This window comes from Aquimarina amphilecti (genome assembly GCF_900109375.1).
GTDB classification, from domain to species: domain Bacteria; phylum Bacteroidota; class Bacteroidia; order Flavobacteriales; family Flavobacteriaceae; genus Aquimarina; species Aquimarina amphilecti.
Window position 1 is genome coordinate 455,680 of the sequence record NZ_FOAB01000002.1, and the last position, 24,780, is coordinate 480,459.

At 32.2% G+C, this 24,780-nt stretch carries 23 protein-coding genes; 7 read left to right on the forward strand and 16 right to left on the reverse strand.

Annotation, left to right across the window (positions count from 1 at the left end; translation table 11 throughout):
* Positions 1–35: 35 nt before the first annotated feature.
* Positions 36–626 carry a carboxymuconolactone decarboxylase family protein gene (locus tag BMY33_RS06305; RefSeq protein WP_091406766.1) on the reverse strand — a complete coding sequence of 197 codons (591 nt, stop codon included), beginning with the start codon at positions 624–626 and terminating at the stop codon, positions 36–38.
* 128 nt (positions 627–754) lie between these two features.
* On the opposite strand from BMY33_RS06305, the gene recJ reads away from it, so the two are divergent.
* On the forward strand, positions 755–2,440 hold the full coding sequence (gene recJ, locus BMY33_RS06310; RefSeq protein ID WP_091407210.1) for a single-stranded-DNA-specific exonuclease RecJ: 1,686 nt from the start codon (positions 755–757) through the stop codon (positions 2,438–2,440).
* Positions 2,441–2,500: 60 nt separating this feature from the next.
* Positions 2,501–2,848 carry a hypothetical protein gene (locus BMY33_RS06315; RefSeq protein WP_091406768.1) on the forward strand — a complete coding sequence of 116 codons (348 nt, stop codon included), beginning with the start codon at positions 2,501–2,503 and terminating at the stop codon, positions 2,846–2,848.
* 10 nt (positions 2,849–2,858) lie between these two features.
* Here BMY33_RS06315 and BMY33_RS06320 read toward each other — a convergent pair whose 3' ends face one another.
* The 12 genes from BMY33_RS06320 to pdxA all read right to left on the reverse strand — a co-directional run bounded on the left by BMY33_RS06320 (position 2,859) and on the right by pdxA (position 12,896).
* Positions 2,859–3,791 carry an alpha/beta fold hydrolase gene (locus BMY33_RS06320; protein WP_170837019.1) on the reverse strand — a complete coding sequence of 311 codons (933 nt, stop codon included), beginning with the start codon at positions 3,789–3,791 and terminating at the stop codon, positions 2,859–2,861.
* 114 nt (positions 3,792–3,905) lie between these two features.
* Positions 3,906–4,544, reverse strand: a complete 639-nt coding sequence (locus BMY33_RS06325; RefSeq protein ID WP_091406770.1) for a hypothetical protein — start codon at positions 4,542–4,544, stop codon at positions 3,906–3,908.
* Between the two features lie 48 nt (positions 4,545–4,592).
* Complete coding sequence (locus tag BMY33_RS06330) at positions 4,593–5,045, reverse strand: 3-oxoacyl-ACP synthase (protein ID WP_244542989.1); 453 nt, start codon at positions 5,043–5,045, stop codon at positions 4,593–4,595.
* Positions 5,046–5,170: 125 nt separating this feature from the next.
* On the reverse strand, positions 5,171–5,743 hold the full coding sequence (locus BMY33_RS06335) for a dioxygenase family protein (RefSeq protein WP_170837020.1): 573 nt from the start codon (positions 5,741–5,743) through the stop codon (positions 5,171–5,173).
* 85 nt (positions 5,744–5,828) lie between these two features.
* Positions 5,829–6,503 carry a monofunctional biosynthetic peptidoglycan transglycosylase gene (gene mtgA, locus BMY33_RS06340; protein ID WP_091406774.1) on the reverse strand — a complete coding sequence of 225 codons (675 nt, stop codon included), beginning with the start codon at positions 6,501–6,503 and terminating at the stop codon, positions 5,829–5,831.
* 18 nt (positions 6,504–6,521) lie between these two features.
* Entirely contained in the window at positions 6,522–7,634 is a 1,113-nt protein-coding gene (locus tag BMY33_RS06345) for an NAD(P)/FAD-dependent oxidoreductase (protein WP_091406776.1), read from the reverse strand.
* 48 nt (positions 7,635–7,682) lie between these two features.
* Entirely contained in the window at positions 7,683–9,035 is a 1,353-nt protein-coding gene (gene accC / locus BMY33_RS06350) for an acetyl-CoA carboxylase biotin carboxylase subunit (protein WP_091406777.1), read from the reverse strand.
* Positions 9,036–9,125: 90 nt separating this feature from the next.
* Positions 9,126–9,620, reverse strand: coding sequence for an acetyl-CoA carboxylase biotin carboxyl carrier protein (gene accB, locus BMY33_RS06355; protein ID WP_091406779.1), 495 nt, complete (start codon positions 9,618–9,620; stop codon positions 9,126–9,128).
* A 28-nt stretch (positions 9,621–9,648) separates the two neighbouring features.
* The gene (locus BMY33_RS06360) at positions 9,649–10,644 is read right to left on the reverse strand and encodes a beta-ketoacyl-ACP synthase III (RefSeq protein WP_091406781.1); all 996 of its coding nucleotides are present in this window, start codon (positions 10,642–10,644) and stop codon (positions 9,649–9,651) included.
* 269 nt (positions 10,645–10,913) lie between these two features.
* Positions 10,914–11,111, reverse strand: coding sequence for a 50S ribosomal protein L32 (rpmF, locus tag BMY33_RS06365; protein ID WP_027394691.1), 198 nt, complete (start codon positions 11,109–11,111; stop codon positions 10,914–10,916).
* 10 nt (positions 11,112–11,121) lie between these two features.
* Positions 11,122–11,661 (reverse strand): YceD family protein, encoded by a 540-nt coding sequence (locus BMY33_RS06370; protein ID WP_091407216.1) that lies wholly within the window; start codon positions 11,659–11,661, stop codon positions 11,122–11,124.
* Between the two features lie 167 nt (positions 11,662–11,828).
* On the reverse strand, positions 11,829–12,896 hold the full coding sequence (gene pdxA / locus BMY33_RS06375) for a 4-hydroxythreonine-4-phosphate dehydrogenase PdxA (RefSeq protein WP_091406783.1): 1,068 nt from the start codon (positions 12,894–12,896) through the stop codon (positions 11,829–11,831).
* A gap of 85 nt (positions 12,897–12,981) precedes the next feature.
* Between pdxA and BMY33_RS06380 the strand changes: the two genes are divergently transcribed.
* Both BMY33_RS06380 and BMY33_RS06385 read left to right on the forward strand, forming a co-directional pair.
* A complete protein-coding gene (locus tag BMY33_RS06380; protein WP_091406785.1) occupies positions 12,982–13,572 on the forward strand; it encodes a riboflavin synthase in 591 nt (196 codons plus the stop codon).
* Positions 13,573–13,583: 11 nt separating this feature from the next.
* Positions 13,584–14,321 carry a hypothetical protein gene (locus BMY33_RS06385; protein WP_139195602.1) on the forward strand — a complete coding sequence of 246 codons (738 nt, stop codon included), beginning with the start codon at positions 13,584–13,586 and terminating at the stop codon, positions 14,319–14,321.
* Between the two features lie 79 nt (positions 14,322–14,400).
* Here BMY33_RS06385 and BMY33_RS23390 read toward each other — a convergent pair whose 3' ends face one another.
* Positions 14,401–14,574, reverse strand: coding sequence for a hypothetical protein (locus BMY33_RS23390; RefSeq protein WP_170837021.1), 174 nt, complete (start codon positions 14,572–14,574; stop codon positions 14,401–14,403).
* Between the two features lie 412 nt (positions 14,575–14,986).
* Between BMY33_RS23390 and BMY33_RS06390 the strand changes: the two genes are divergently transcribed.
* Positions 14,987–17,974 (forward strand): carboxypeptidase-like regulatory domain-containing protein, encoded by a 2,988-nt coding sequence (locus tag BMY33_RS06390; protein WP_091406789.1) that lies wholly within the window; start codon positions 14,987–14,989, stop codon positions 17,972–17,974.
* Between the two features lie 77 nt (positions 17,975–18,051).
* Here BMY33_RS06390 and BMY33_RS06395 read toward each other — a convergent pair whose 3' ends face one another.
* Complete coding sequence (locus BMY33_RS06395) at positions 18,052–19,017, reverse strand: ankyrin repeat domain-containing protein (protein ID WP_091406790.1); 966 nt, start codon at positions 19,015–19,017, stop codon at positions 18,052–18,054.
* A gap of 216 nt (positions 19,018–19,233) precedes the next feature.
* Between BMY33_RS06395 and BMY33_RS06400 the strand changes: the two genes are divergently transcribed.
* Positions 19,234–20,307: a sensor histidine kinase gene (locus BMY33_RS06400; protein WP_091406792.1), complete on the forward strand. Its 1,074-nt coding sequence runs from the start codon at positions 19,234–19,236 to the stop codon at positions 20,305–20,307.
* A 3-nt stretch (positions 20,308–20,310) separates the two neighbouring features.
* Positions 20,311–21,018 (forward strand): LytR/AlgR family response regulator transcription factor, encoded by a 708-nt coding sequence (locus BMY33_RS06405; protein WP_091406794.1) that lies wholly within the window; start codon positions 20,311–20,313, stop codon positions 21,016–21,018.
* A 127-nt stretch (positions 21,019–21,145) separates the two neighbouring features.
* Here BMY33_RS06405 and BMY33_RS06410 read toward each other — a convergent pair whose 3' ends face one another.
* Entirely contained in the window at positions 21,146–24,775 is a 3,630-nt protein-coding gene (locus tag BMY33_RS06410; RefSeq protein ID WP_139195603.1) for a M1 family aminopeptidase, read from the reverse strand.
* Between the last annotated feature and the right edge of the window lie 5 nt (positions 24,776–24,780).

A 24,780-nucleotide genomic window follows, 5' to 3' on the forward strand; every position in this document is an offset into this window, starting at 1 on the left:
AGGTCTGATTTAATATTCTAATTGTCTAAGAATCTCTAAACGTGTTTTCCTTTTTCCCAACCGTGTTTTCCGAGATATTGTTCGCCAGATTCAATAGCGCCTTCTTCTACGGTAGTTCCCATAGAATCATTCCAACGATTTAGATATCCAAATAAAGAAATCACACCAAGCATTTCTACGATTTCACCTTCATCCCAATATTTATAAAGTTCTGTTTTGATAGCCTCATCAACATTGTTAGGTACCAAAGAAGCAGCAAGTGAAAAATCTAGTGCAGCACGTTCCGCATCACTAAAAGCTGGGTGTGTTTTATATTCCCAAATATTATCTAACTGTTCCTGTTCTGCACCATAACGTTCTGCAGCACGTATAGCGTGCGCTTGACAATATCTGCATCCTGTAGCATTACTACTTACCCAAGCAATCATACGTTTTAGAGCAGAGGTTACACGACCTTCATTTGCCATAACCGCTTTGTTAAGATTAATAAAGGCTTTAGAAATGGCTGGTCTTCGCTGCATGGTCAATACAGAATTTGGACAGAAACCTAAGGTTTCGTTAAAGAATTCCGCCAATTCTTTGGTTTCTATATCATGATCTGCGGATAGAGGTGTAACTAATGGCATGTGTATGTATATTTTTTTGAGTTAATTTAATTTTAGCAAACCAAAATACAAAACTAATGTCAAACCGGAACGAGTAGCGATGTTTTTTGTACTTTGGTTTTTTAAATAATTTCGGAAGGATAATGCCAATGAGATGGACGCTTAGACCAAAACCAAATAATACTGCAATTACCAACCTGTCAAAAGCACTTAATGTAGATGAAATCATTGCTTCTTTACTAGTTCAAAGAGGAGTAGATACATTCGATCAAGCTAAACAGTTTTTTAGACCTTCCTTAAAAGATTTACATGATCCTTTTTTGATGAAAGATATGGATATTGCTGTTTCTAGAGTAGAAAAAGCAATATCAGATGAAGAGAATATTATGGTCTATGGTGACTATGATGTGGATGGAACTACTTCTGTAGCATTAATGTCTTCATACTTAGAAACGATTACACCTCAGGTAGCAACATACATTCCAGATCGATATGCAGAAGGGTATGGGGTTTCTTATAAAGGGATTGATTATGCCAGTGATAACGATATTTCGTTGATTATAGCATTGGATTGTGGTATCAAAGCGATAGAAAAGGTGGCTTATGCAAAATCCAAGGGAATTGATTTTATTATCTGTGATCATCATAGACCTGGAGATACAATACCAGATGCAGCTGCCGTATTGGATCCTAAAAGAGAAGATTGTGATTATCCTTATAAAGAATTATGTGGATGTGGGGTGGGTTTTAAATTGATACAAGCTATTGCTTCTAAAAGAGGCGAATCTGTAGACGATGTACTAATATATCTAGATCTTGTTGCCACTGCTATCGGAGCAGATATTGTTCCCATAACTGGAGAGAATAGAGTACTTGCTTATTTTGGCCTAAAAGTAATTAATCAACATCCAAGGACAGGTTTTAAGGCGATGCTTTCGCAAGTAAAAAGGAACACTCTAACAATTACCGATTTGGTATTTATGCTAGCTCCTAGAATTAATGCAGCAGGAAGAATGAAGCATGGATTACACGCGGTAAACTTATTGAAAGAAGAGAATATAGAGCTTGCTTTGCAATATGCTTCTGAGATAGAAACATACAATAGCGACCGAAAAGATGCGGATAAAAGTATTACTGAAGAAGCTTTAGAGCAAATAATCCAAAATTCTGAAGAAGATAGATTCACAACAGTAGTTTATGATGAGAATTGGCATAAAGGGGTAATTGGAATTGTAGCATCTAGACTCACAGAAACATATTATCGACCAACCTTAGTTTTTACTAAAAGTGGCTCGAAGTTAGCTGCTTCTGCTAGATCGGTTAAAGGATTTGATGTGTACAATGCGTTGAATGAGTGTTCAGAATATATAGAACAATTTGGAGGTCATAAATACGCAGCAGGATTAACATTGAAAGAAGAACAGTATGAGCCGTTTAAGAAAAAATTTGAAGAAGTAGTATCGCGTACTATCGATAAAAGACTATTGACCCCAGAAATAATGATAGATACAAAGTTAGAATTGGATCAGATTACTCCGAAGTTTTTTAGAATTTTAAAACAATTTGCACCATTTGGTCCTGGGAATATGGCGCCTGTGTTTATGACAGAAAATGTAAAAGATACTGGATTTGGAAAATGTGTAGGAGTTGATGAGAAACATTTAAAATGTAAGATGCAGAAAGGTGGATTAGCTATTGGTGCAATAGGTTTTAATCTAGGGTCGAAATTTAATTTGATTTCTGAAAATCAAAATGTAAAGGTAGCATACAACATTGATGAAAATGAATGGAACGGAACAGTTTCTCTACAATTGAAGTTAAAAGATATAATTTAACCTATTTTTATTTAGATTAATTATAAATAATTAATATTTTTGAATCAAATATGATTCAGAATGAGTGCTATAGATAGAATATACAGTAATAAAGTTGGGATATCTTTTTTTTGGAAGAAACAACAATTCAATAGTTCGCCCAAAGTTCAGTTAGTATTTAGGGATATTGGATTTTTACTTACCTTAAATGAACTTAAGGATTTTTCAGATTCTTGTAGGCTTACCAAGCAATCTCAATGTTGTGATCAATGTAGTCATAATTGTAGATCACTATTACTTAGAACACCATCTGATAAAATTGATTTAGCAATAAGTAAAGATGAACTAGAACAAGTACATGAGTTAATCAACGGTACTATTTTTAGAGTAGAATTACAAAAATGGATAACTAGTACTGGACGAAACTAATAGTATTTTTCTATCGAAGAAAATCCAAAATTTTATAAGATATTTCTTCTGCTTTAGTTTCCTGTATAAAATGTTTTTCATCTATAAAATGAATATCTGCCTCATCAATTTTCAGGGCATTCGTTACTTTAGTTTGTTGAGGAGTCCATTGTAACATGGTGTCATGAATTCCCCAAATGACTGCGACAGGAATTTCGATGTTTTCAAAAACTAAAGAATAATCAGGAAAATAATTACAAGTTCTTGTAAAGAAATAATACATTCCATCAGTTTTGCCTTCTAGTAAAGGAGTTTTGTAACCCTCTACATCAATTTCGTTTAATGTATTTTCTTTAAGTCCCTCTTTAAATAATGATTTTAGAAGTGTATTTGTTGTAACACCATTACGATAGGACCACATTGCAGCTTTAGCAGCTGGACCAGGACTAAATCGTATTGGCGGATAAAAACCTTCCTCATACAATAATGTATTTAGTATAATAAGTTCTTCAATTCGTTTAGGAGCTTGATTAAAGAGTTCCCAGGTCCATACGCCGCCTACATCATGCATTACATGTGACCAATATTCAATACCTAATCCATCCATTAAGTCGATAAGCCTTTGTGCGTGTTCTTTTTCACTATAAATTTTATATCCTTCTGGAGAATCACTAGAACCATACCCTAACATATCAGGAACAATAACACGATAACCTCCAGCGACAAGGGGGTCAATCATTTTACGATATAACCATCCAGAAGTAGGAACTCCATGAAGAAGTACAATTGCAGGACCACTTCCCTTATCTATATATTTAATAACGCCATCTTTACTTGGAAATGATCGTTGTTGGGTTCTGAATTCTTCATAGGTCATTTGACCTTTTCTGATTTTAGTATTCTGATATGGTTTGCACCCAAAAACAATTACTACGGTTAGAAGTAATAAAGAAAGCTTCTTCATTTAGATTGACAATTTGTGAGGTAGCAATTTACTTAAAATCATTTTTTTATACTATTACATTTAACAAATATCTGACACCTCTATTTATATACTATATTGACCGGGGTGTTTGATCTATTCTGTTATAACAATACCATTTAATAATTCTTCGGCAACTGGCTTATATTCTTCTAAAAGGTTTTGAGATGTATATGCTAAAAATTGAACAGATCCTTCTTCATTCGAAAAATAGTATCCGTAATAAGAAATCTTTATTCCTTGCATAGTGCCGTCCATTTGCATCAATAACATTTTCAATCCGTTAACCATTCTATATTCTTCCTTAACAACTCGTATATCTGGAGCAATTTCTCTTCCATTTTCAAGTGCTAATTCTTTAAACGATTCCAGAGGAATTTCTACCTTTTCAGTAATAATTATAGCATATAAGTCTTCTCCGCGTAGTTGAAGTTCGTACTCAGCATCATCATTGTTAACCCCTTTTTTAAAAGACCATTTTTTTGGATTTAACCAAAATCCTAATTTAGTACTGTTACTTTTTAATAAGAAAGTGGATTTTTTACTTTTTTCAAATTTCGCAGGATTTGTAGTAATTTCTGTTTCAATTACTTTATCTTGATTTAGGTATTTCCATGTACCATCGGTATATAGGATTACTTCTTCGCCAGTTTCCGTTACGGCATTTGTTTGAGCTTGTAGCGAACTACTGATCAAAAGAATAATTATAGAAAGTAATAAGTAGTAGTTTTTCATTTTTACAGACCTTTATTTTATGCAAATCTATTAGATTTTATCTTATAACTAAACCAAATTTTTTATTTGTATTTCATTTCCGTTAAAGTTAAAATAATCTCCTATGGTTTTTCCTAATAGTAATTTTCCGATAGGAGTATTAGTAGCTATTGCAAAATAAGTTTTATTATTTACAATGAGTTTTCCTGATGAAATACTTAAAAAATAATTCCCCAAAGAAGTCTCTACAATATTTCCTAATCGTATTACTTTAGAAGGTGAGTGTATGTCAATCTTAGCTAAAGTTTCCTGAAGTTTTTGAACCTCTGCCAACTGTACTCCTGCTTTTTCTCTTTCTAGTTGTAACATTGCTCTCCCGGTTTCATGTTTGTCACCAGCTGTACTTTTTGTTTCAGAATTAAGAGATTCCTGAATATTAGCAATCCTATTTTGAATACGGTTCATACGATCCTGTACAAATCGCTCGCAATGATCGTATAGCTCTTCTTTAATATTTTTCAAAAAAATAGATTTAAATTCCAATATAGAATAAGTTCGATGATTGCACAAATAAGAGTGCTAACTTAGACTGAGGGGTTATATACTATTGATTGGATTATTTTTTACTTAAATAGTAATTGTTGGAATTAAATTTTGGGTAAGAAAACGTCTACGATACCTTCTAGATTGCCCATATTACTATATCTAAAATCAATTATCCTGCAGTTTTCCGCAACTAATGCAATTTCGTCAATTAGGATTCTCGGATCGTCTTTAAAATAAATCTGTGTTTCTAATGAGTGATGCCCTTTTGCAGAAATTTTATAATGAAAATGCCTTGCCCTATATCCATAAATACCGGGGCGTATTGTTTTTATTTTATAAGTTCCGGATGCATCAGTAAAAATACATCCTGACAACGTTGTTTGCGAAGGGAAGTAAAAATTACCTTCATTATTATATGCACCTACATCATCTGCGTGCCAGATTTCGATTTTTGCATTTGGAACTATTTGTTTGTCTTTTGTGTAAATTCTTCCAGATATTATGGTAGGGATTCCAGGGAGATTTTTGGCATTTAGGTTTACAAATTTAAGGGGTTTAGAATAGTTTAGCGACTGATTTTTAGTTTGATTTGCTGAGTAATAGGGAGTTAATAAGTTGTTTTCTATCCCATTAGAGTGTTGTAATAAATTATTATGTCTAGAACCGTTTTTCATGATAAAGAATTTTAAGGGATTTACTATAGAACAAATCACTGGCATTTTACCCTACCATAAAAAATGATCTTTTGGTAAAGGTTCTTTATTTGGAAATAGAAAAAGAGCCGTAATTACGCATTTGTAAGAGAATCCAGTTTTTTCTTTTTTTAATATAATTAGATGCTGGTTCTGCTAAATATTTCCTTGGATTAGGAAGTATAGCTGCTATTTTTGCAGCTTCATCAGTATTTAAATTTTTGGAAGATTTGTTAAACCAGAATGTAGCTGCCGCTTCTGCTCCATAAATTTGATCTCCCATTTCGATACTGTTAAGATATACTTCGAGAATACGTTCTTTACTCCATAAGGTTTCTATTAAAAGAGTGAAATAACTTTCTAGTCCTTTACGTATCCAACTTCGTTTGGGCCATAAGAAAACGTTTTTTGCCGTTTGTTGGGAAATAGTACTAGCGCCTCTTAACCTCTTTCCTTCTTTGTGTTCTTTAATGGCTTTTTCGATAGCTTTAGTATCAAAACCATTATGTTCCAAAAAGCGCTGATCCTCACTACAGATAACTGCGAGTTGTAGGTTTTTAGAGATGTCTTTGAGGTCGACCCATTGATGTTCTGCAGAAATCTTGTTAGCAGATTGAGTATTCCTGATAACCATTAATGGAGTTACAGGAACATTGATCCATTTATATATAAGAACCCATGTTACACTAAGAACTAAGAAGGTTAAAAAACCTTTGAAAATAAAACGAAAGATTTTTTTCATAACTAATCTAAGATTCACTTATAACAAATCTGCTAATTCCATACCAACCTGGCTTCCAATTGCTACACCCATGCCGCCAAGTCGAACTCCACAAAAAGTATTATTGGAAATTTGTTTGACAATAGGTTTTTTTTGATTTCCAACACCCATAATACCACTCCAGCGATATTCTATTTCAAAAGGTGTATCCGGAATAATTGTCTGTTTTAAAATTTGTTCTAGTTTTTGTTGTACCAATTCAGTTTGATCTAGTTTTGTGGTTTCTTCGGCTTTAAAATCAAGGTTTCTTCCTCCTCCAAAAAGAATTCGATCATCAATATTCCTAAAATAGTAATATCCTTTGTCTAGATGAAATGTACCTTTAATATGTAATTTTTCAATTGGTTTGGTAATTAAAACCTGAGCTCTGGCTGGTTTTACATCTTCAATACCTAAGTGCGACGCAAAACCATTAGTGGCTATTAGTACTTTATTAGTTGAGAACGTAAAATGGTTTGTTTTTATTTCTACAGAATTAAGATTATCAATAATATCCTCAACGGTGCAATTGTTTAATATTTTAATGCCAGAGGCTTCAACTTTCTTTAGTAAGGCATGCATCATCTTGCCTGTGTCAAGTTGTCCTTCAAATTGATTTACAATATAATGGGATTGAATGTTTTTGAAATTGAAAATATTTTCTTTTTTTAAAAATACTTTATCCTTAAAGACAGGTGCTAATAGGTTATTAATATCTGACATTTTAGAAATACATGTCTCATATAAGTTAAGGTCTGTTTTAGTGAAAAGTTCATAACCTCCATTAGGGATATAATCAATAGTAGAGTCTCCTAGATTATTGCGTAGTAACCGAAGTCCTTTGCATCTTTTTTCAACTAGCTCTATAATCTCTTCTTCAGAATGTGTGCTAAGGTCATCTAAGATTTCTGACATACTCCCAAAACAAGCGAAACCTGCATTTTTAGTACTTGCTCCATTAGGAAAAACTCCTCGTTCTAATATAAGTATTTTAGCCTTTGGAAACTTTTCACGTATTCTGAGGGCACTATTAAGTCCAACAATACCACTTCCAACAATAGTAAAATCGATATTAGATAACCACGTTTTATATTCCCAATAGCTATAATTCATTACAATAAATTCATAAAAAAAGCCTCAATAATGAGGCTTAAATGTTAGTTAGTTGTCTTTTGGTTCTTCCATCTCAAAATCCTCCATAAACTTAGTAGTGTAATCTCCAGAAACATAATCTGGATGATCCATTAATTGTCTATGGAATGGGACGGTAGTTTTTATCCCCTCTACTACGAATTCATCAAGAGCTCTTTTCATTTTATTAATTGCTTCTTCACGAGTCTGAGCTGTAGTAATTAATTTAGCGATCATAGAATCATAATTGGGTGGTATAATATAGCCACTATATACATGGGTATCTATACGTACTCCGTGACCACCTGGAAGATGTAAATTGGTTATCTTACCTGGTGAAGGACGAAAATCCTTATATGGATCTTCTGCATTAATTCTACATTCTATCGAGTGTAATTGTGGGTAATAGTTTTTACCAGAGATTGGTACTCCAGCAGCAACAAGTATTTGTTCTCTAATTAAATCGTAATCTACTACTTGTTCTGTGATTGGATGTTCCACTTGTATACGAGTATTCATCTCCATGAAGTAGAAATTACGATGTTTATCTACTAAGAACTCTACAGTTCCCGCTCCTTCGTATTTAATATATTCTGCTGCTTTAACTGCCGCTGCTCCCATTTCATCTCTTAGCTCATCTGTCATGAACGGAGAAGGAGTTTCTTCAGTTAACTTTTGGTGTCTTCGTTGCACAGAACAATCTCTTTCGGACAAGTGGCAAGCTCTACCATTGCTATCACCTACAACTTGGATTTCAATATGCCTTGGTTCCTCGATAAGTTTTTCCATATACATATCGTCATTGCCAAAGGCTGCTTTACTTTCTTGTCTAGCAGATTCCCAAGCATTTTGTAAATCTTCTTCTTTCCAAACTGCACGCATACCTTTACCACCACCACCAGCACTTGCTTTAAGCATTACTGGATAGCCTGTTTCTTTAGCAACTTTTATGCATGTTTCAAAATCAGGAATTACACCTTCACTTCCAGGAACACAAGGTACTCCTGCTTCAATCATAGTAGACTTAGCTGATGCTTTGTCTCCCATTCTGTCGATCATTTCTGCACTCGCACCAATAAACTTTATTTCGTGCTCTTCACAAATTTTAGAGAATTTAGCATTTTCTGATAAGAACCCATATCCTGGATGGATAGCATCCGCATTAGTAATTTCTGCAGCCGCTATAATATTAGACATTTTTAGGTATGATTCGCTACTTGGTGCTGGTCCTATACATACAGCTTCATCAGCAAAACGAACATGTAAGCTTTCTGCGTCAGCAGTGGAGTATACTGCTACGGATTTTATACCCATTTCTTTACAGGTTCTGATTACACGCATTGCAATCTCACCTCTATTGGCTATTAGAATTTTTTTAAACATAACGTTCTAAATTTAAAAATCTCAAATTCCATGTTCCAAATTCCATTCTATTGGATTTTGGGATTTGTCAATTGGAATTTTAAAATTGGGTTATGATGGGTCTATTAAGAATAATGGTTGATCAAATTCTACTGGAGAATTATCATCAGTTAAAATTTTAACAATTTTACCTGAAACTTCACTTTCAATTTCATTGAAAAGTTTCATCGCTTCAATGATGCAAAGTACATCTCCTTCTTTAATAGTATCTCCAACTTCTACAAAAGTTGGTTTGTCTGGAGATGGTTTTCTATAAAGTGTACCTATGATAGGAGATTTTATAGTAATGTATTTAGAATTGTCCTCTTCCTTGGTCGCTGCTGGCGTATCTGCAGTTGCAACTGGAGAAGTAGTTTGTACTTGGGTAACAGGTTGCGCTGCTGGGACTGCACTACCTAAAGGTATCTGTTGTACAATTGTTGTTTCTTTGTTGTCTTCTGAAGTCGTTCTGATAGTAATTTTTACATCTTCCATCTCTAACTTCACTTCGCTAGCCCCAGATTTGGCCACGAATTTGATTAAATTCTGAATTTCTTTTAAATCCATAATGTTGGGTATTGTGTGTTTTAGTTGTTTAGGAGTTATAGGCCCATTTTAAGAAAATAGATCCCCAAGTAAAGCCTCCACCGAATGAGGCAAATACTATATTATCCCCTTTTTTGAGTTGTTTTTCGTAATCACTTAATAATAATGGTAATGTTGCTGAGGTCGTATTACCATATCTATGAATGTTCATTAGAACTTTCTTTTCATCTAGGTTCATTCTATTAGCAGTAGCATCAATAATACGTTTATTAGCTTGATGTGCAACAAGCCAATCTACGTCGTCGCCAGTAATATTATTACGTTCCATGATTTTAGTACTTGCATCTGCCATATTTGAAACAGCGTACTTAAAAACCGATTTACCATCTTGTTGTACAAAATGTTGTCTGTTTGCTACTGTTTCTTCTGTTGGAGGTAAAATAGATCCACCAGCTTCAATTTTTAAAAATTGACGACCAACACCATCTGTACGTAAATATTCATCCTGTAGTCCTAATCCTTCTTCATTAGGTTCGAAAAGTGCTGCGCCACCTCCATCACCAAAAATGATACAAGTTGTACGATCTGTATAATCAATAATTGAGGACATTTTATCAGCCCCAATTAATAGTACTTTCTTGTATCTTCCAGCTTCGATATAACTGGCAGCCGTAGACATTCCATATAAAAAACTAGAACAAGCGGCTTGCAAATCATATGAAAAAGCATTTACTGCTCCTATCTCTGAAGCGGCATATGCTGCTGTTGCTGCCACGGGAAGATCCGGAGTAGCTGTGGCAAATATTACCATATCAATCTCTTTGGGATCGAGATTTTTTTTAGCAATTAAATCTTCTGCTGCTTTTATACCTAAGAAAGAACTTCCTTTTCCTTCTTCTTTAAGAATTCTTCGTTCTTTAATACCAGTACGAGAGGTGATCCATTCATCGTTTGTATCGACCATGGTTGCTAATATATCATTAGATAACACATAGTCCGGCACATAAGCGCCTACAGCTGTGATAGCGGCTGTGATTTTACTCATATCTTGATTTTAGTTTCATCTGAATCTTTTGTTTAGTTTCAGATGGAATTCGCTAATAACTCCCTTTTGCGCCTGCTTTTCAGGAATTAGCATCAATAAATTGCTTAGTTCATTTCGTTACTTATCATACAAAATGCATAAAAAGTGGTTGAAAATACTAAATTACATGCAAATATGGCGCAAAATAACTGGATTTTGACACATATTCAACTAAAAACAAAAAAACTCTCACATTTGTGAGAGTTCTTGTTAGAATTTTAACAGTATACTTAAGCTACTTCTTCTTCAGTATTGTCAATAATTACTTGACCACGGTAATATAATTTACCTTCGAACCAATGTGCTCTGTGGTATAAATGTGCTTCTCCAGTAGTTGGATCTGTAGCAATTTGTGGTACAGTAGCTTTATAATGTGTTCTTCTCTTATCTCTTCTTGTTTTGGAGATTTTTCTCTTAGGATGTGCCATTGCTTAGCTATTATTTATCGTTTAATAAGTTTTTTAATTTGTTCCAACGAGGATCAATTTCCTCGTTATTATTTTCTAATGTTTCCTCTTTTGGGCTTAGTTCGTCTAATTTTTCTAGTATATCAGATTCTAATGTTCCATCTTCGACACCAGGATGAACTCGTTTAGAAGGAACTCCTAAAACAATAAGTTCATAAATATATTGCTGAACGTTGATTTCATATTCTCCATAAGGAATAATAAGAATCTCTTCATTCTCGTTGTTGTACTCTTCTCCAAACTTAATTACTAAAAAGAATTCATTCTCAATAGGTAAGTCAAAAGGTTCGTTGGTGACATCACAATTTACATTTATGGTACCATTAGCCACAAATTTAAGTTCGAGCATTGTTGTTTTTTTATTAAACTCCAAGTCAACTTTTATTGCAGATGCATTAAATTCATCATACTCAAAATGTTCGAAGAACGTATTGCCAATTTGATACTCAAACTTGTGTAATCCTTGCTTCAGTCCAACAAAAGGGATATTAAACTCTTTTAGTGGTTTCATTTCATCATCAGTTTCGAGTCTCTGCCAATTCGGCAAAGGCGGGTGCAAAGATAACAAAAAATCGTTATGAATGCATTTTTGTAAATAAAATTATATCAGAAAGTTAGTCCTTAATTAGGTTTTAGGTTAAAGATGTACGATAATTAAGGTTTTCTGATCTATAATTCTTATTCTTTATTTCCTTTAAATTGAGGTTTACGAGGTTGTTTTTTTAATGGGTTCTTAGTCAAGTGACTATATTCTTGTCTGTTTTTGAAAATTTTCAAAGAAGCAAAAACAGCTTCTTTGAAAGATCCATTATCGGCTTTATTTTTTCCTGCAATTTCAAAAGCAGTACCATGGTCTGGGGAAGTACGTACCTTATTTAATCCAGCAGTGTAATTAACTCCTTTTCCGAATGATAAGGTTTTAAAAGGAATTAGCCCTTGATCATGATAAGAAGCTACAATTGCATCAAATGCTTTATAGCTATCTGAACCAAAAAAGCTATCTGCTGCATATGGTCCATAAACTAACTTGCCAGATTCATTAATTTTTTTGATAGTAGGTTTTAATACTTCTTCATCTTCTTTACCAATTACACCATTATCTCCGCTATGTGGATTGATTCCTAGAATAGCTATTTTTGGTTTGCTGATCCCAAAATCTTGTTTTAGTGTAGTGTAAATGGTATTTATTTTTTGTTCAATTAGTTTTGGTGTTATAGAATCGGCGATATCTTTAACAGCTACATGATCCGTAAGTAAACCTATTTTTAATGTATCTGTGATCATAAACATTAAACTGTTTCCTTCTAACTCCTGATCTAAATAATCTGTGTGTCCTGGAAAATTAAAATCCTCAGATTGTATACTATGTTTGTTAATCGGTGCGGTCACAAGTACATCTATCTCATTGTTTTTTAAAGATGTAGTAGCAGCTTTTAGAGATTTTATTGCGTAAGCTCCAATTTTTTCATCTTCTTGTCCAAAATTAATATCGACTCCTTCTTTCCAGACATTAAGGACATTTATTTTACCGTCCACAATTTGAGAGACTTTATCAATACCGTGAAGATTTACATTAAGATTGTATTTCTTTTTTAGAAAAGAAAGAATCTTAACAGACGCAAAAATTATGGGAGTACAGAAATCTAACATTCGGGGATCTTCAAAAGTTTTGAGAGCTACTTCGCTTCCTATACCATTTAGATCACCTATAGATATGCCTAGTCTTATTTTTTCTTCTTTCTTCATTATAACCTACTTTATAAGTATTTTTGAAATCTAAAAACAGATCACAAATTTTAAGGTCACAAATTTAACTAAATAATTCGCATTTATGTTTACAGGAATCATCGAAGAATTAGGAACAGTTACGAATCTAAAAACTGATAAGGAGAATCTAGATATTACTGTTCGCGCTAATTTTACTTCTGAACTAAAAATTGATCAGAGTGTTGCTCATAATGGAGTGTGTCTTACGGTAGTGTCAATTGATGATGATTTATATACAGTTACTGCAATTAAGGAAACGTTGGATAAAACAAATTTGAGTGACCTTATAGAAGGACAGATTGTAAATTTAGAACGAGGAATGAAACTGGGTGCACGTCTGGATGGTCATATTGTGCAAGGCCATGTAGATCAGACTGCTGTCTGTACAAATATTAAAGAAGCAGATGGAAGTTGGTATTTTACTTTTGAGTATGATCCTTCGCTTAGTAATATTACTATAGAAAAAGGTTCGGTTACTGTTAATGGAGTTAGTCTAACTGTTGTGAATTCTAAAAAGAATGAATTTAGTGTGGCAATTATTCCGTTTACATATGAACATACTAATTTTAGTACTTTTAGTATAGGGTCCGTGGTGAATTTAGAGTTTGATGTCATAGGTAAGTATGTTAAGAGAATAACCGAATTGGGGATGTAATATCTGAGAAAATGAAGAAAAGGTTTTTAATGTTATTAGTTTTATTTACACTTCTTTCTTGTAATAAAACAAAAAGCGTCCTTTATCAAGATAATTTCGAGACATATTTGATAGGAGAAACGCCGGGTGATCCTTGGAAAAAAACGGGTAATGGGATTGTTGTTATTGATAATGCGCGATCGTTTAGTGGTACTAAATCAGTACATTTTATAACAGGAGAAGGATATAAAAATCGTGCTTTTTTAGGAATTGACCATGTTTTTCCACTAAAGGATAATGCGTATTACGGTAGTTTAAAAATGTATGTTCAGAATGCTTCTCCTGATGGAATCCACTGGACGATGATCCAAAGTTCTGGTAAAGTGAAGGGTGAAGATTATTCTTCGGAAATTAGATATGGTGGTCAGCATAATAAACAGTTGATGGCTAATTATGAAACGCAAGGAGTAAAAAGTGATTGTTGGAAGCACTCTAATATAAAAATACCAGAAGATAAATGGTTTGTACTACAATGGTATTTTAATGGAAATCAAGACAAGATGCAATTATGGTTGGATGGTGAATCAATAGCGTCTCTAACTGTGGTAGGTAGTGGAGAAGGTTGTGTAGAAAATGGAACTAATGGCCAATGGAAATTTCCTGTAATAGAGAATGTTCTTCTAGGTTGGGTGGACTATCAGATTGGTGGCGGTACACCTAATATCTGGATTGATGACGTGATTATCTCTTTAGATGAGATAGACAATTAGTAAATTACAAAACACCTATCGAATCTTGCAATTACCTTAGTTGGATTAAAAATATAATGAATAAATAGAAGATGTTTCTCTAACTTGCGAGAATCGTATCTATCTTTTCTACTTCATTAAATCTAAATAATGAAAAGGTCTCTTCGTCTATTTTTAGAATTACACCTCCTAGGTCTTTAACATCAGAGCACGATTTAAAATCCAATACTTTACCAAAATGTTGGCTTTTAGTATCAATTACTTTATACTGCATAATCACAAGTTTTGATTTGTATTCCCTGTATCATTATAATTGTTCTTTCCCCAAAAAACATACCATAATGTGGTGATCTTATAATGTAAATCTAATATGAGTGATTCAATTCTAAAAATTATTTTATCAAGTTTTATTAACAACGTGGATTTAACATCCTGTTTTTCAGCTGTTTTCTCTCTTTAATGCTTGGACAATAGTTAGGGTTTGGTTAATTATTTAGATCTATGCTTTCTTTGTTTTATTTTGGTACTATAATTAAAGATAAAAATCAGCATACGTAGTATTTACTTAGAAATACATTTGGAACTAGAACCAATGTATTAAGGTGTATTTATTACTGACAGGAGTCAATTTTAAAAAATAAGATTTTTATGGATCTGTGGTTTTAACTGCTTAACTATTGTCACATATGAATTTACGAAAATTATTACTTTTTTTTGGTTTATTATTACCCATAGTTCTTTCCGCTCAGTATAACATAAATATAGAAGCGTATGTAATTGATCAAAAAACGAATGAACCTATACCATTTGCTAATATTGGATTTGTCGATAATGGAATTGGAACTGTAAGTAGAGAAGATGGGTGGTTTAATTTAATATATGATGAAGCTAGGATCTCAAAAACTACGACCATACAAATCTCAAGCATTGGATATGAAACATTAAGTTTATCTGCTAATTATTTTTATAATTTACTCACCAAAGACAATAAAATATATTTACAACCAAAAGTAGAGGGGCTAGAAGAAGCAATTGTATATGCGGATAAAAGTGTTCGAGATTCCTTGGGTTATTTTTCTTATCATTCTAATTTAATGGCATATTGGAAAGACAAAAAGGCGTTAGGAGGTGAAATAGGATCATTTATTAAGGTTCGTAAAAAAGGGAATACAAAAATCCGGAAACTAAAATTTAATATTTTAGAGAATTCAGCGGATAGTATTTTGGTAAGAGTAAATGTTTATAGTGAGAAAAGAGGAAAGCCGAATAAGAATATCTTACTTAATAATATTTATCATACCATTGCTAAGAAACAAGGAGAAGAAACTATTGACTTAACCTCTTATAATATTAGAGTTCAAGAAGACTTTATTATTACTTTAGAGTTGATTAAAGTATATGGTGATGATATTGAGTTTGCTATTACTGCAAGTCAATATGGAAAAGCATACTTAAGATATGTAAGTCAAGATGCCTGGAAACGATTGTATAAAAGAGGAATAGCTTTCAAGTTAGAAACTTCTTATTTTGAGTCTAATAAGCCTAATGAAGAGCGACAGAAACCAGATCATATTACGATGTATTGGGACACCTCGTTATCCATGAGAAATCGAGATTTAGAAGAAGAAAAAAAGTTATTGAAGAAGTATTTTTCTGCATTGGGAAATGTACGAGTAGATTTGATACCTTTTTCTAATAATTTACAGAAGAAACAAACATTTGATATAAGGAACGGAAAAAGTAAACAATTTATATCAGCCATAGAAAATCTAATTTATAATGGAGCAAGTGACTTTTCTAAGTTGTTCCCAGATGACTTGGATACTGATCAATATATAGTTTTTACAGATGGTTTGGAGACTTATGGTAACCACGAACCAAAATATGATATACCGATATTTTATATTAATAGTAAAAATAAGGGAGACCATATTAGGCTACAGGAAGCGAGTCAAATTAGTGATGGTTTTTATCTTCATCTTCCTAAAATTAGTCCATCACAATCTATCACATATTTATTAAAAAACAGTGTAGATGTTTCTGTTTATAATAAAGGTAGTGTTAAAGAATTTTTGTCAGGCAAAATCGTTGCCGATCAAAGTCCTGTTCAAGGATGCACAGTGCGTGTTAAAGGCTCTTTGTTAGAAACTGAAACTGATGCAGATGGAAGGTTCGTAATTGATGCAAAATACAAAGATGTATTAGTTTTTGAGCATTTTGGGATGGTTAAAAAAGAAGTAACCTTATCAGATGTTAAAGATATAAAGATAGAATTAGTTCCTAAGTACGATAGGTTAGATGAAATAAATCTAAAAACAAAAAAACTTAATGGAGGAGAAGAAATAGTAAATAGAGGAGATCAAAAAGTTAATAAAAGAAGATTAGGGAATGGTACATATGTTTTGGATAAAGAAGATTTTCCTACATCTGCAATTTTTTTATCAGATATTATACGTGGCCGGTTTCCTGGGGTTCAGGTTATTGGTACTGGGGATCGTGTAATCTATAGAATTAGAGGACGTAGATCTATCACTTTGGAGATTCCTCCTTTATTTATAGTCGATGGTGTTCAGTTTACAGAAGCTCCGGTTTTTTTACAACCATCTATGATTGAGAGTATATCCGTAATAACCGGTTTAGGAGGAACAGCTAGATATGGTGCTGCAGGGGCTGGAGGTGTTTTTATTATTGAAACAACACTTAATTCGTTTGATTTAAAATCTGAAGAAGATTTGAATGCTTTGTTGGTAAAAGGAAATGATTATGATGAATCTGTTTATTTGTTAGATGCTAATCATAATAAACCAGAATACTTATCTGATTTATGGAATAGTGCTAGTTATAAAGAAGCACTTGCGTCTTTTTATGACTTAAGAGAAACTTATTTTTCTGAAGTTTCTTTTTATATACAGACTGCTGAGTATTTTATGATATGGGATAAGGAATTTTCCGAGCAAATATTATCTAATATTGCTGAAATAGGTATAGATAATTATAAGGCATTACGTTCTTTAGCATTTAAGTTGGAGGAAACAAAACAGATTGATAAAGCTGTAGTTTTATATGAAAAATTACTGGCTTTAAAACCTAACTATGCACAGTCTTACTTGGATTTAGCAAGAATTTATACAGAAAATAAAAACTATACGGAGGCATTTGACTTATATAAATTAATGTTGGCTAATAAGAATGATAATGTAAAATTTGAAGGCATTGCAAAGCAGTTAACCTCACAAATTCAGAGTTTTATGAACGATCATAGATCGCAAGTATCATATACAGACATACCTGAAGTTTATTTAAAGGTGAAAAGTGTTCCGGCAAGAATTGTTTTTGATTGGAATGATCCTAAGGCCGCTTTCGAACTTCAGTTTGTAAGTCCTAAAAACAAATATTTTAAATGGTCTCATAATTATGAGGATCAACCAGATGTATTATTGCAAGAACTAGAACAAGGAATTGTTTCGAAAGAGTTTGTTTTGGATAAAACATTCCAAGGTCAATGGATTGTAAATATTAAATCCTTGGATGATAACACTTCTTCTATTAATCCTGTTTTTATGAAATATACTATTTATCATAATTATGGGTTGCCAGAAGAGACTAAAGAGGTGAAGTTTATCAAACTTTATAATCAAAAAGAGAAAGTAAGTTTAGATAAGTTTACTATTTAGTGATAGTTATTGTTAGATTGAAAAATGATAAAAAAGCCTTAGTGTTTACTAAGGCTTTTAAAGATTTTTATATAAATTTATCGTTCTGCTCCTTTGTTTAATAGGTAGGTAACAACGTCTTGATGATTACCTCTTCTAGCCATTTTTAAGGCACTTCTTTTTTCGGAAAGTATAGAGTAGCTATCTCTTACCGATTTATTTATATCCGCACCTTTATCAACTAAAAATTTCACTATTTCTAAATGCCCGTTCCATGCAGCTCCAATAAGAGGTGTTTCGTCTCCAGAAACAAAGGCATTTACATCAGCTCCCTTGTTTACTAAGAATTTTGCTATTTCTATATGGCCTCTTCTTGATGCGGCAATTAATGGATTACCATCACGGTCACTTTTTTTGTTCACATTGGCGCCAAGACCTACAATTGCTTTGACCATGTTAAGATTGCCTCTGGATGCCGCTTGGATCAAAGCGGTTCCATCACCAATAGTTTCTTTGTCAATATCTCCATTAGAGGCAAGTAATAGTTTTAAGATTTCAATATTTCCAGAAGCTCCTGCCAATTGCATAGGGTTACCATCCCCTACTAATTCGGTATTAGGTTTTGCTCCTTTTTTTAGAAATAGTCTTACAATTTCAATATTATTTCCTTTTACTGCAGACATTAATGGAGTGCCATCACCATCTACTTTTTGGTTTACATCAGCACCTTTTGTGATTAAGTATTCTGAGAATTCGAAATGGCTATTTTGTGCTGCAATCATTAATGCGCTCGCATCATTTTTATATCTATAAGAGGTTTTAGCTCCTGCGCTAAAAAGCAGTTTCGCAACAGGTAGATTCCCGTTTAGAGACGCCATTCCTAATGGAGTTCTTGGTTGTATTAATCCTTTATATGTACAATTGGGATTAACAGTTTTTAAAAGCTGTTCGACTTTGTTTTTATCATTACTTTTAACTGCTTTTAGGAGATCTTCACAGGTTTGAGATTTTGCGGTTAAACTAGTAATAAATAAGACGATTAAAAATGTAATTAAAGTTCTCATAAGTATTCGTTTTTTAATTTTGATTATGAGCTAAAAGTATTGTTTAGACACCTACGAAAAATATTAAATAGACCAACTTAGGTTTTCTGCAACTAGAAACTTGATTATGACATATAATCTTTTTCATACTATACAAACAGTGTTCTGTGGGTAGTTATCAAGTGTTAAAAGGTTTGTGTTTTATTGCATAGCATTAATCTGTATTTTTATATTCTTATGAAAAACAACAATTCGTTTTTAGATAGAATTCTTCAAAATAGAATCCTTTCGCATCTGTTATTTTGGTGTTCTTTTTTAGTGATATTTACCATATTAGGAGTTTTAGATTCAGGAACCTTTAAACCGAATGCTCTAACGAATTTAGCTATGCTACCTTCTCAAATTGCCGCGGCTTATTTTCTTAATTATTATCAGTTACCTAAACTTCTTTTAAAAAAGCGATACTTTTTATTTTTTGTATCCATTTTTTTAAGTGTATATTTTCTATCTGCTTTTGCAAGGTTTAATGTAGTTCATATTGTAGAACCCTTTTTTAGAGAAAATTTTGAACAAGAAACTATTAAAGAAATCTTGCTAGATTTTATCTATATATTTTCTGTGTACTGTCCTGCAGTGTATACATATGCGCTTATCATGTTAGCTGTTAAAGCTATTAAAACTCGATTCGAAGAGAAACATCAAATAGAACTGTTGCAGAAAGAAAAAGCTACCAGTGAGTTAAAATTTTTAAAGGCTCAAATTCAACCACACTTTTTGTTTAATACATTGAATAACTTATATGCATTAACACTAGCGAAATCTGATTTAGCGCCTAAGGTTGTTTTGAAATTATCAGAATTGCTTGATTTTATCTTATATCAAAGTGATCAGGCATTTATTTCGATTGAAAAAGAAATTGAACTAATACAAGGTTTTATAGATCTTGAATCTCTGCGGTATGGTAATGCACTGGATGTTTCGTTTGAAAAGAGAGTAGATGATTTGAATACTCAAATAGCACCCTTGGTCCTATTACCACTTATAGAAAATGCATTCAAACATGGAGTGAGCAGTGATCCTAAGAATGCTAAAATACATATTGATCTATTAGTCGAGAGTGCTACTATAAAGTTTAAAGTATTTAATACAAAACTTAATGATTCAGTAAAACAAGTAACGAATACAAAATCAGGAATTGGAACTAGTAACCTTAAACGTCAATTAGAAATTAATTATCCTAACAAGTATACATTAGAAATAGATGAGAAACGGGATAGCTATTTTGTAGAATTATTGATAGATTTGAGTTAGACCATGAAAATAAGATGTATAGCCATTGATGACGAACCTCTAGCGCTCGAAATAATACAAGCTCATTTACAGCAAATTCCAGATGTAGAACTTGTTGCGAGGTATACGGATCCTATTGAAGCTTTTGAGAAACTTAAAGATTCAATAATTGATCTCATTTTTCTGGATATCGAAATGCCATTATTATCTGGATTAGATTTTGTTAAATCACTTAAAAACCCACCGAAAATTATTTTCACAACGGCATATCGTAATTATGCTATTGAAAGTTATGAATTGGATGTAGTAGATTATTTATTGAAGCCAATTTCCTTTATACGTTTTTTTAAAGCTATCAACAAATACAAAGCATTAGTTAATACTGTAGTTATAAGAGAAGAAATTAAGGAATCTGCAATTACTAATGATCATCTATACGTGAATTCTAATAAGAAGTTTATTAAAATTAATTTTGAAGAAATACTTTATATTGAAAGTATTAAAGATTACGTAAGAATCCACTTGAAAGATGCCTCTATTATGACAAAGGATTCGATTACTAATTTTAAACTTAAATTGCCTGATAATTTTTTAAGAATACATCGTTCATTTATCGTTAATATTATAAAAGTAACAGCTTTTACTAAGGTTGATGTAGAGATCGGGGATAAAGAAATTCCTATTGGAGCAAGTTATAAGGAATATGTTATGAGTTTTCTATCGAGTAATTAATACTTTTTAAAAGAGTAAATCAAGATTGTCATTTTAGCTTATCGCTTTTTATAAAAAAGCTGCTTCTAATAAAAGAAACAGCTTTGTGCGAAGCTTGCTTGGGCTTAAGCTAAGTATTCTAAGATGCTTACTTACTTTCTTCTATCTGATATGTATTATCATCAATATTTAGCTCAATTAATAATCTTTTGGGATCGATTACAGCTTCTAGAGGAAGTTGATCTACCTCTAAAGTAAAGCTCTTTTCTTCTTTATCAATCAAAATACGTTTAGAAATTAGAAGCCGGCTTTTATCTTCAAAAAACAAACCTATATCTACCCAATTGTATGGATTAACTTTATGTTCTTTGCCAAGACTATCAACTTTTATTTTAGAAGCATTGATGGTTATGTTTACTTCATGATTTCCGTTAGTTAAAGTTTTATAAGTAGCTTTTTTTATACGATACTCGTATAGTGTAATTTCTTTAAACCAATCCGTTAGAAGAAACTGTAAATCGTTTGGGACTTTTGGTTGTAAATATGTTATAAAATCTAAGGTAGTTGGATAAGGTGCTCCTTTGTATTTATAAGCATTTAAAAATTCCTTTAAAGCTTCGTTTACTTTTTCCTCGCCGATGTAGTCTTGTAATGCATATAAAACTAAACTTCCCTTACCATAATGAATATATCCTTGATCTTTAACTTTTATGAGTGGTACTTCTTTTTGTGTTTCATTACTTCTACCAGTTAAATATCTTTCGAAATCGTACGCTAAAAGTTTCTTCATTTTTAAATCATCTTTTAGTTCATTTTTCATAACCATTAACGCAGCATATTCTGCAAAACTTTCTGATAACATTGTAGCTCCCTCTACGTTAGCACCAATTACTTGGTGTGCCCAGTACTGATGTGCCATTTCATGTGCTACAATCGAATAAATAACATTATTATCGTTTTTGTTGGTGAGATTAGTAATAAAGCCTCCACCTTCTGTATAAGGCATTGTCCCGGGAAAAGCTTGAGCAAAATTGTAATACTTAGGTATTTCAACAATCCTTGCTTGTTTATGAAAATAAGGTCCAAAATTCTCCTTGTAATACTTCAATGATTTTTCTATTGCATCTTGCATGATACTCACATTAAAGTGATGCGCTTTATGATAATATACTTCTATATCAATATCATTCCATTTTTTCTTAGCAACCTCATATCTTGCTGACATAAAATTGGTAAAATTGATGGATTGATGATCATTTTTATAGTTAAAATAAACTCTACCGTCAGTAGTCCATTGTTTGATTAAAGAACCAGGTGAAATAGCTATTTGATCAGTTGTAGTCGAAATAGTAGTTTCTATATCTACCCAATCAGATGCTTTTCGAGTAATATAGTTTTCTTGTAGGTTTTTAGATTCTTTTTCATCTAATGTGGTTGTTGATTTTCGAGGTTTCAATCCTGCCTGTTCCCTATCAGTTTTATTCATTAATTCATTATAAGGTTCGTATCCTATGGCGGGTAATATATGAGTAGAATCAAAGAAAGTTCCGTTTTCTACAACTCTGACATTAGAGATTTCATTCTCGAAACCTTGACTTATATATTCCGTATTTACTGTAATATCTATTGTTGAATTTGGGGCTAACGGTGTTTCTAATTTAAAAATTTGATACCCTAGTTCTTTGTCATTAAGTACTAGTTTTGAATTAGGAATGTTTATTTTTTTTATCCAATTTGATTTTTGTAAATCAACATTTTCATTTCCTTCCCCTAAGAAATAATACAATGAATAATGAAGAGAATCGATTTGGGAATTACTTTTGTTTTCAATAGTTAAGATAGATGTAGAAGTTACATTTCTTTCCTTTGGATAAATATCAACATGATACTTGATTGAGACTGTTTTGGGTTGTACAAGATGTTCATACTTTTTGTATTTTTTCTCATAAGATTCTTGCATTTTTTTAATATCGGTAGCAGTGTTATACGTATTCAGAATTTGAGTGTTATAGTATACGAAACTAGCTGTTAATCCAAATAAGAATGCACAAATAAAGAAAGTTAAACCATAGTTTTTAGTAATATGCTTTTTAGCAGATGTATATCTATTTTTGATTCCTTTTACAGCGCCTCTAATCCAAAATAAACTTGCCGTGGTAACTAATAAGATTCCAAAAAGAGTCCAGTATACATTAAACCAGTTTTTAGCAGTTAATACGGTACTAAATCCATTCATGTCAGAATAAGTATAGCTTGGGGAAAACCCAAGATTTACCATATAAGATTTAATTCCGAGGATATCAATAACTAAAAATTCAATTAAAAAGATGAGTAATATGGATACAAAATATGTTAGATACTTGTTGTTGATGAAGATTTGAAGACTTATCAGTATGCATGACCAAATAACATATGTTGGCAATCCTGCGTATAGTAAATCTTGTAAATAAATAGTTATTTCTGGATTTGTGTACCCATTAAGCAATTGATATATAATAGAGATTACTATTAACATAATGTCAAACAGAAGGCTAATCGTAATTAGTGAACTAATTTTAGCTAAAAGAATCGTTAATGAGACATGAGGAGTGCTGTCAATTACTTGATTAATGCCATTTTTTCTTTCTCTCCATACTAATTCTCCACTAAAAAAGACCAATATGATCATTCCCATTATCATGCTAATAGGTCGATTGAAAGCTAGAATTTTGCTCGTTAGATGGTATGATTGTAGTCCATAATATTCGAATCCATTTATTAGTTTGTTTATTAAAATAAGTACTCCAAAAAAGAGTAATATTTTGAACGTATTGCTTTTTAAAATCGTGTAAAGGTTGCTTCTAAAAAAACTAACATATTGCAACCAGGAATTATTAAAATTAAAGCTGCTTTTTATTTTAGGAAGGTAAAATATCTGTGTTGATTTATTATTGTTCAACCTCTTTTTTGATGCTTTAATTTTTTGTTGTTTTTGAACAAATGAAAAAGAAAAATAAGAAACAATTAGCGTTCCTATTCCTATGCTTACCCAAAGTAATCTGTTAATGAGTAACCATCCGGAAAAAGATACTACTTGCGTATTTTTCTCAATAGGAGTAAAGTATTTGGTGTCTATCGTATATGCTCTTAAACCCATTACATCGGTTAACGCAGCTAAGCTTTCTGTGCTTATGTCGTTTATGAATGTACCAGAGAGTAAATAAAAAACTATAATGATAATGGTTGCAATAAATGAAATGATAGTGCTTTTCCATTTGTTTGCAATAGCAAAAATGATGGCTCCAGAAACAAACATATTAGGTAAAACAAACAACAAGAAGTTATTGATAAATACTTTAGGCTGCATAGTTCCAATTGCTTTAGTATTTTCAATATCAGCTTCCAAACCTATTTCTGTACCAATAGAGAATCCTAAGAAGATACCTAATAAGGGTATACTAGCTAAAACTAAACCACCAAAAAACCTACCAAAATAATAACTTGCTTTATGTATGGAGGTGCTAAATAAGATCCCTGCGAAGTTGTTTTGATAATCTTTTAAAGCTGCATTGTTAAAATATGCCGTGGCAATTAGTAATGCTATAATACTTAAGTTGGCTGTATACATACTAACGACATATGGAGCGTTTTTAAAAACGTTCCCCGTAGCACCGCCAAAAGTAATATCTAAATTAACTGTACCAACAGCTGATATGATAGTAAAAATAGCTAAGAATATATAAATCATAGGTCTCTTAAGACCTGTTACGATTTCTTTTAGAAAGAATGTTCTAAACATGATTG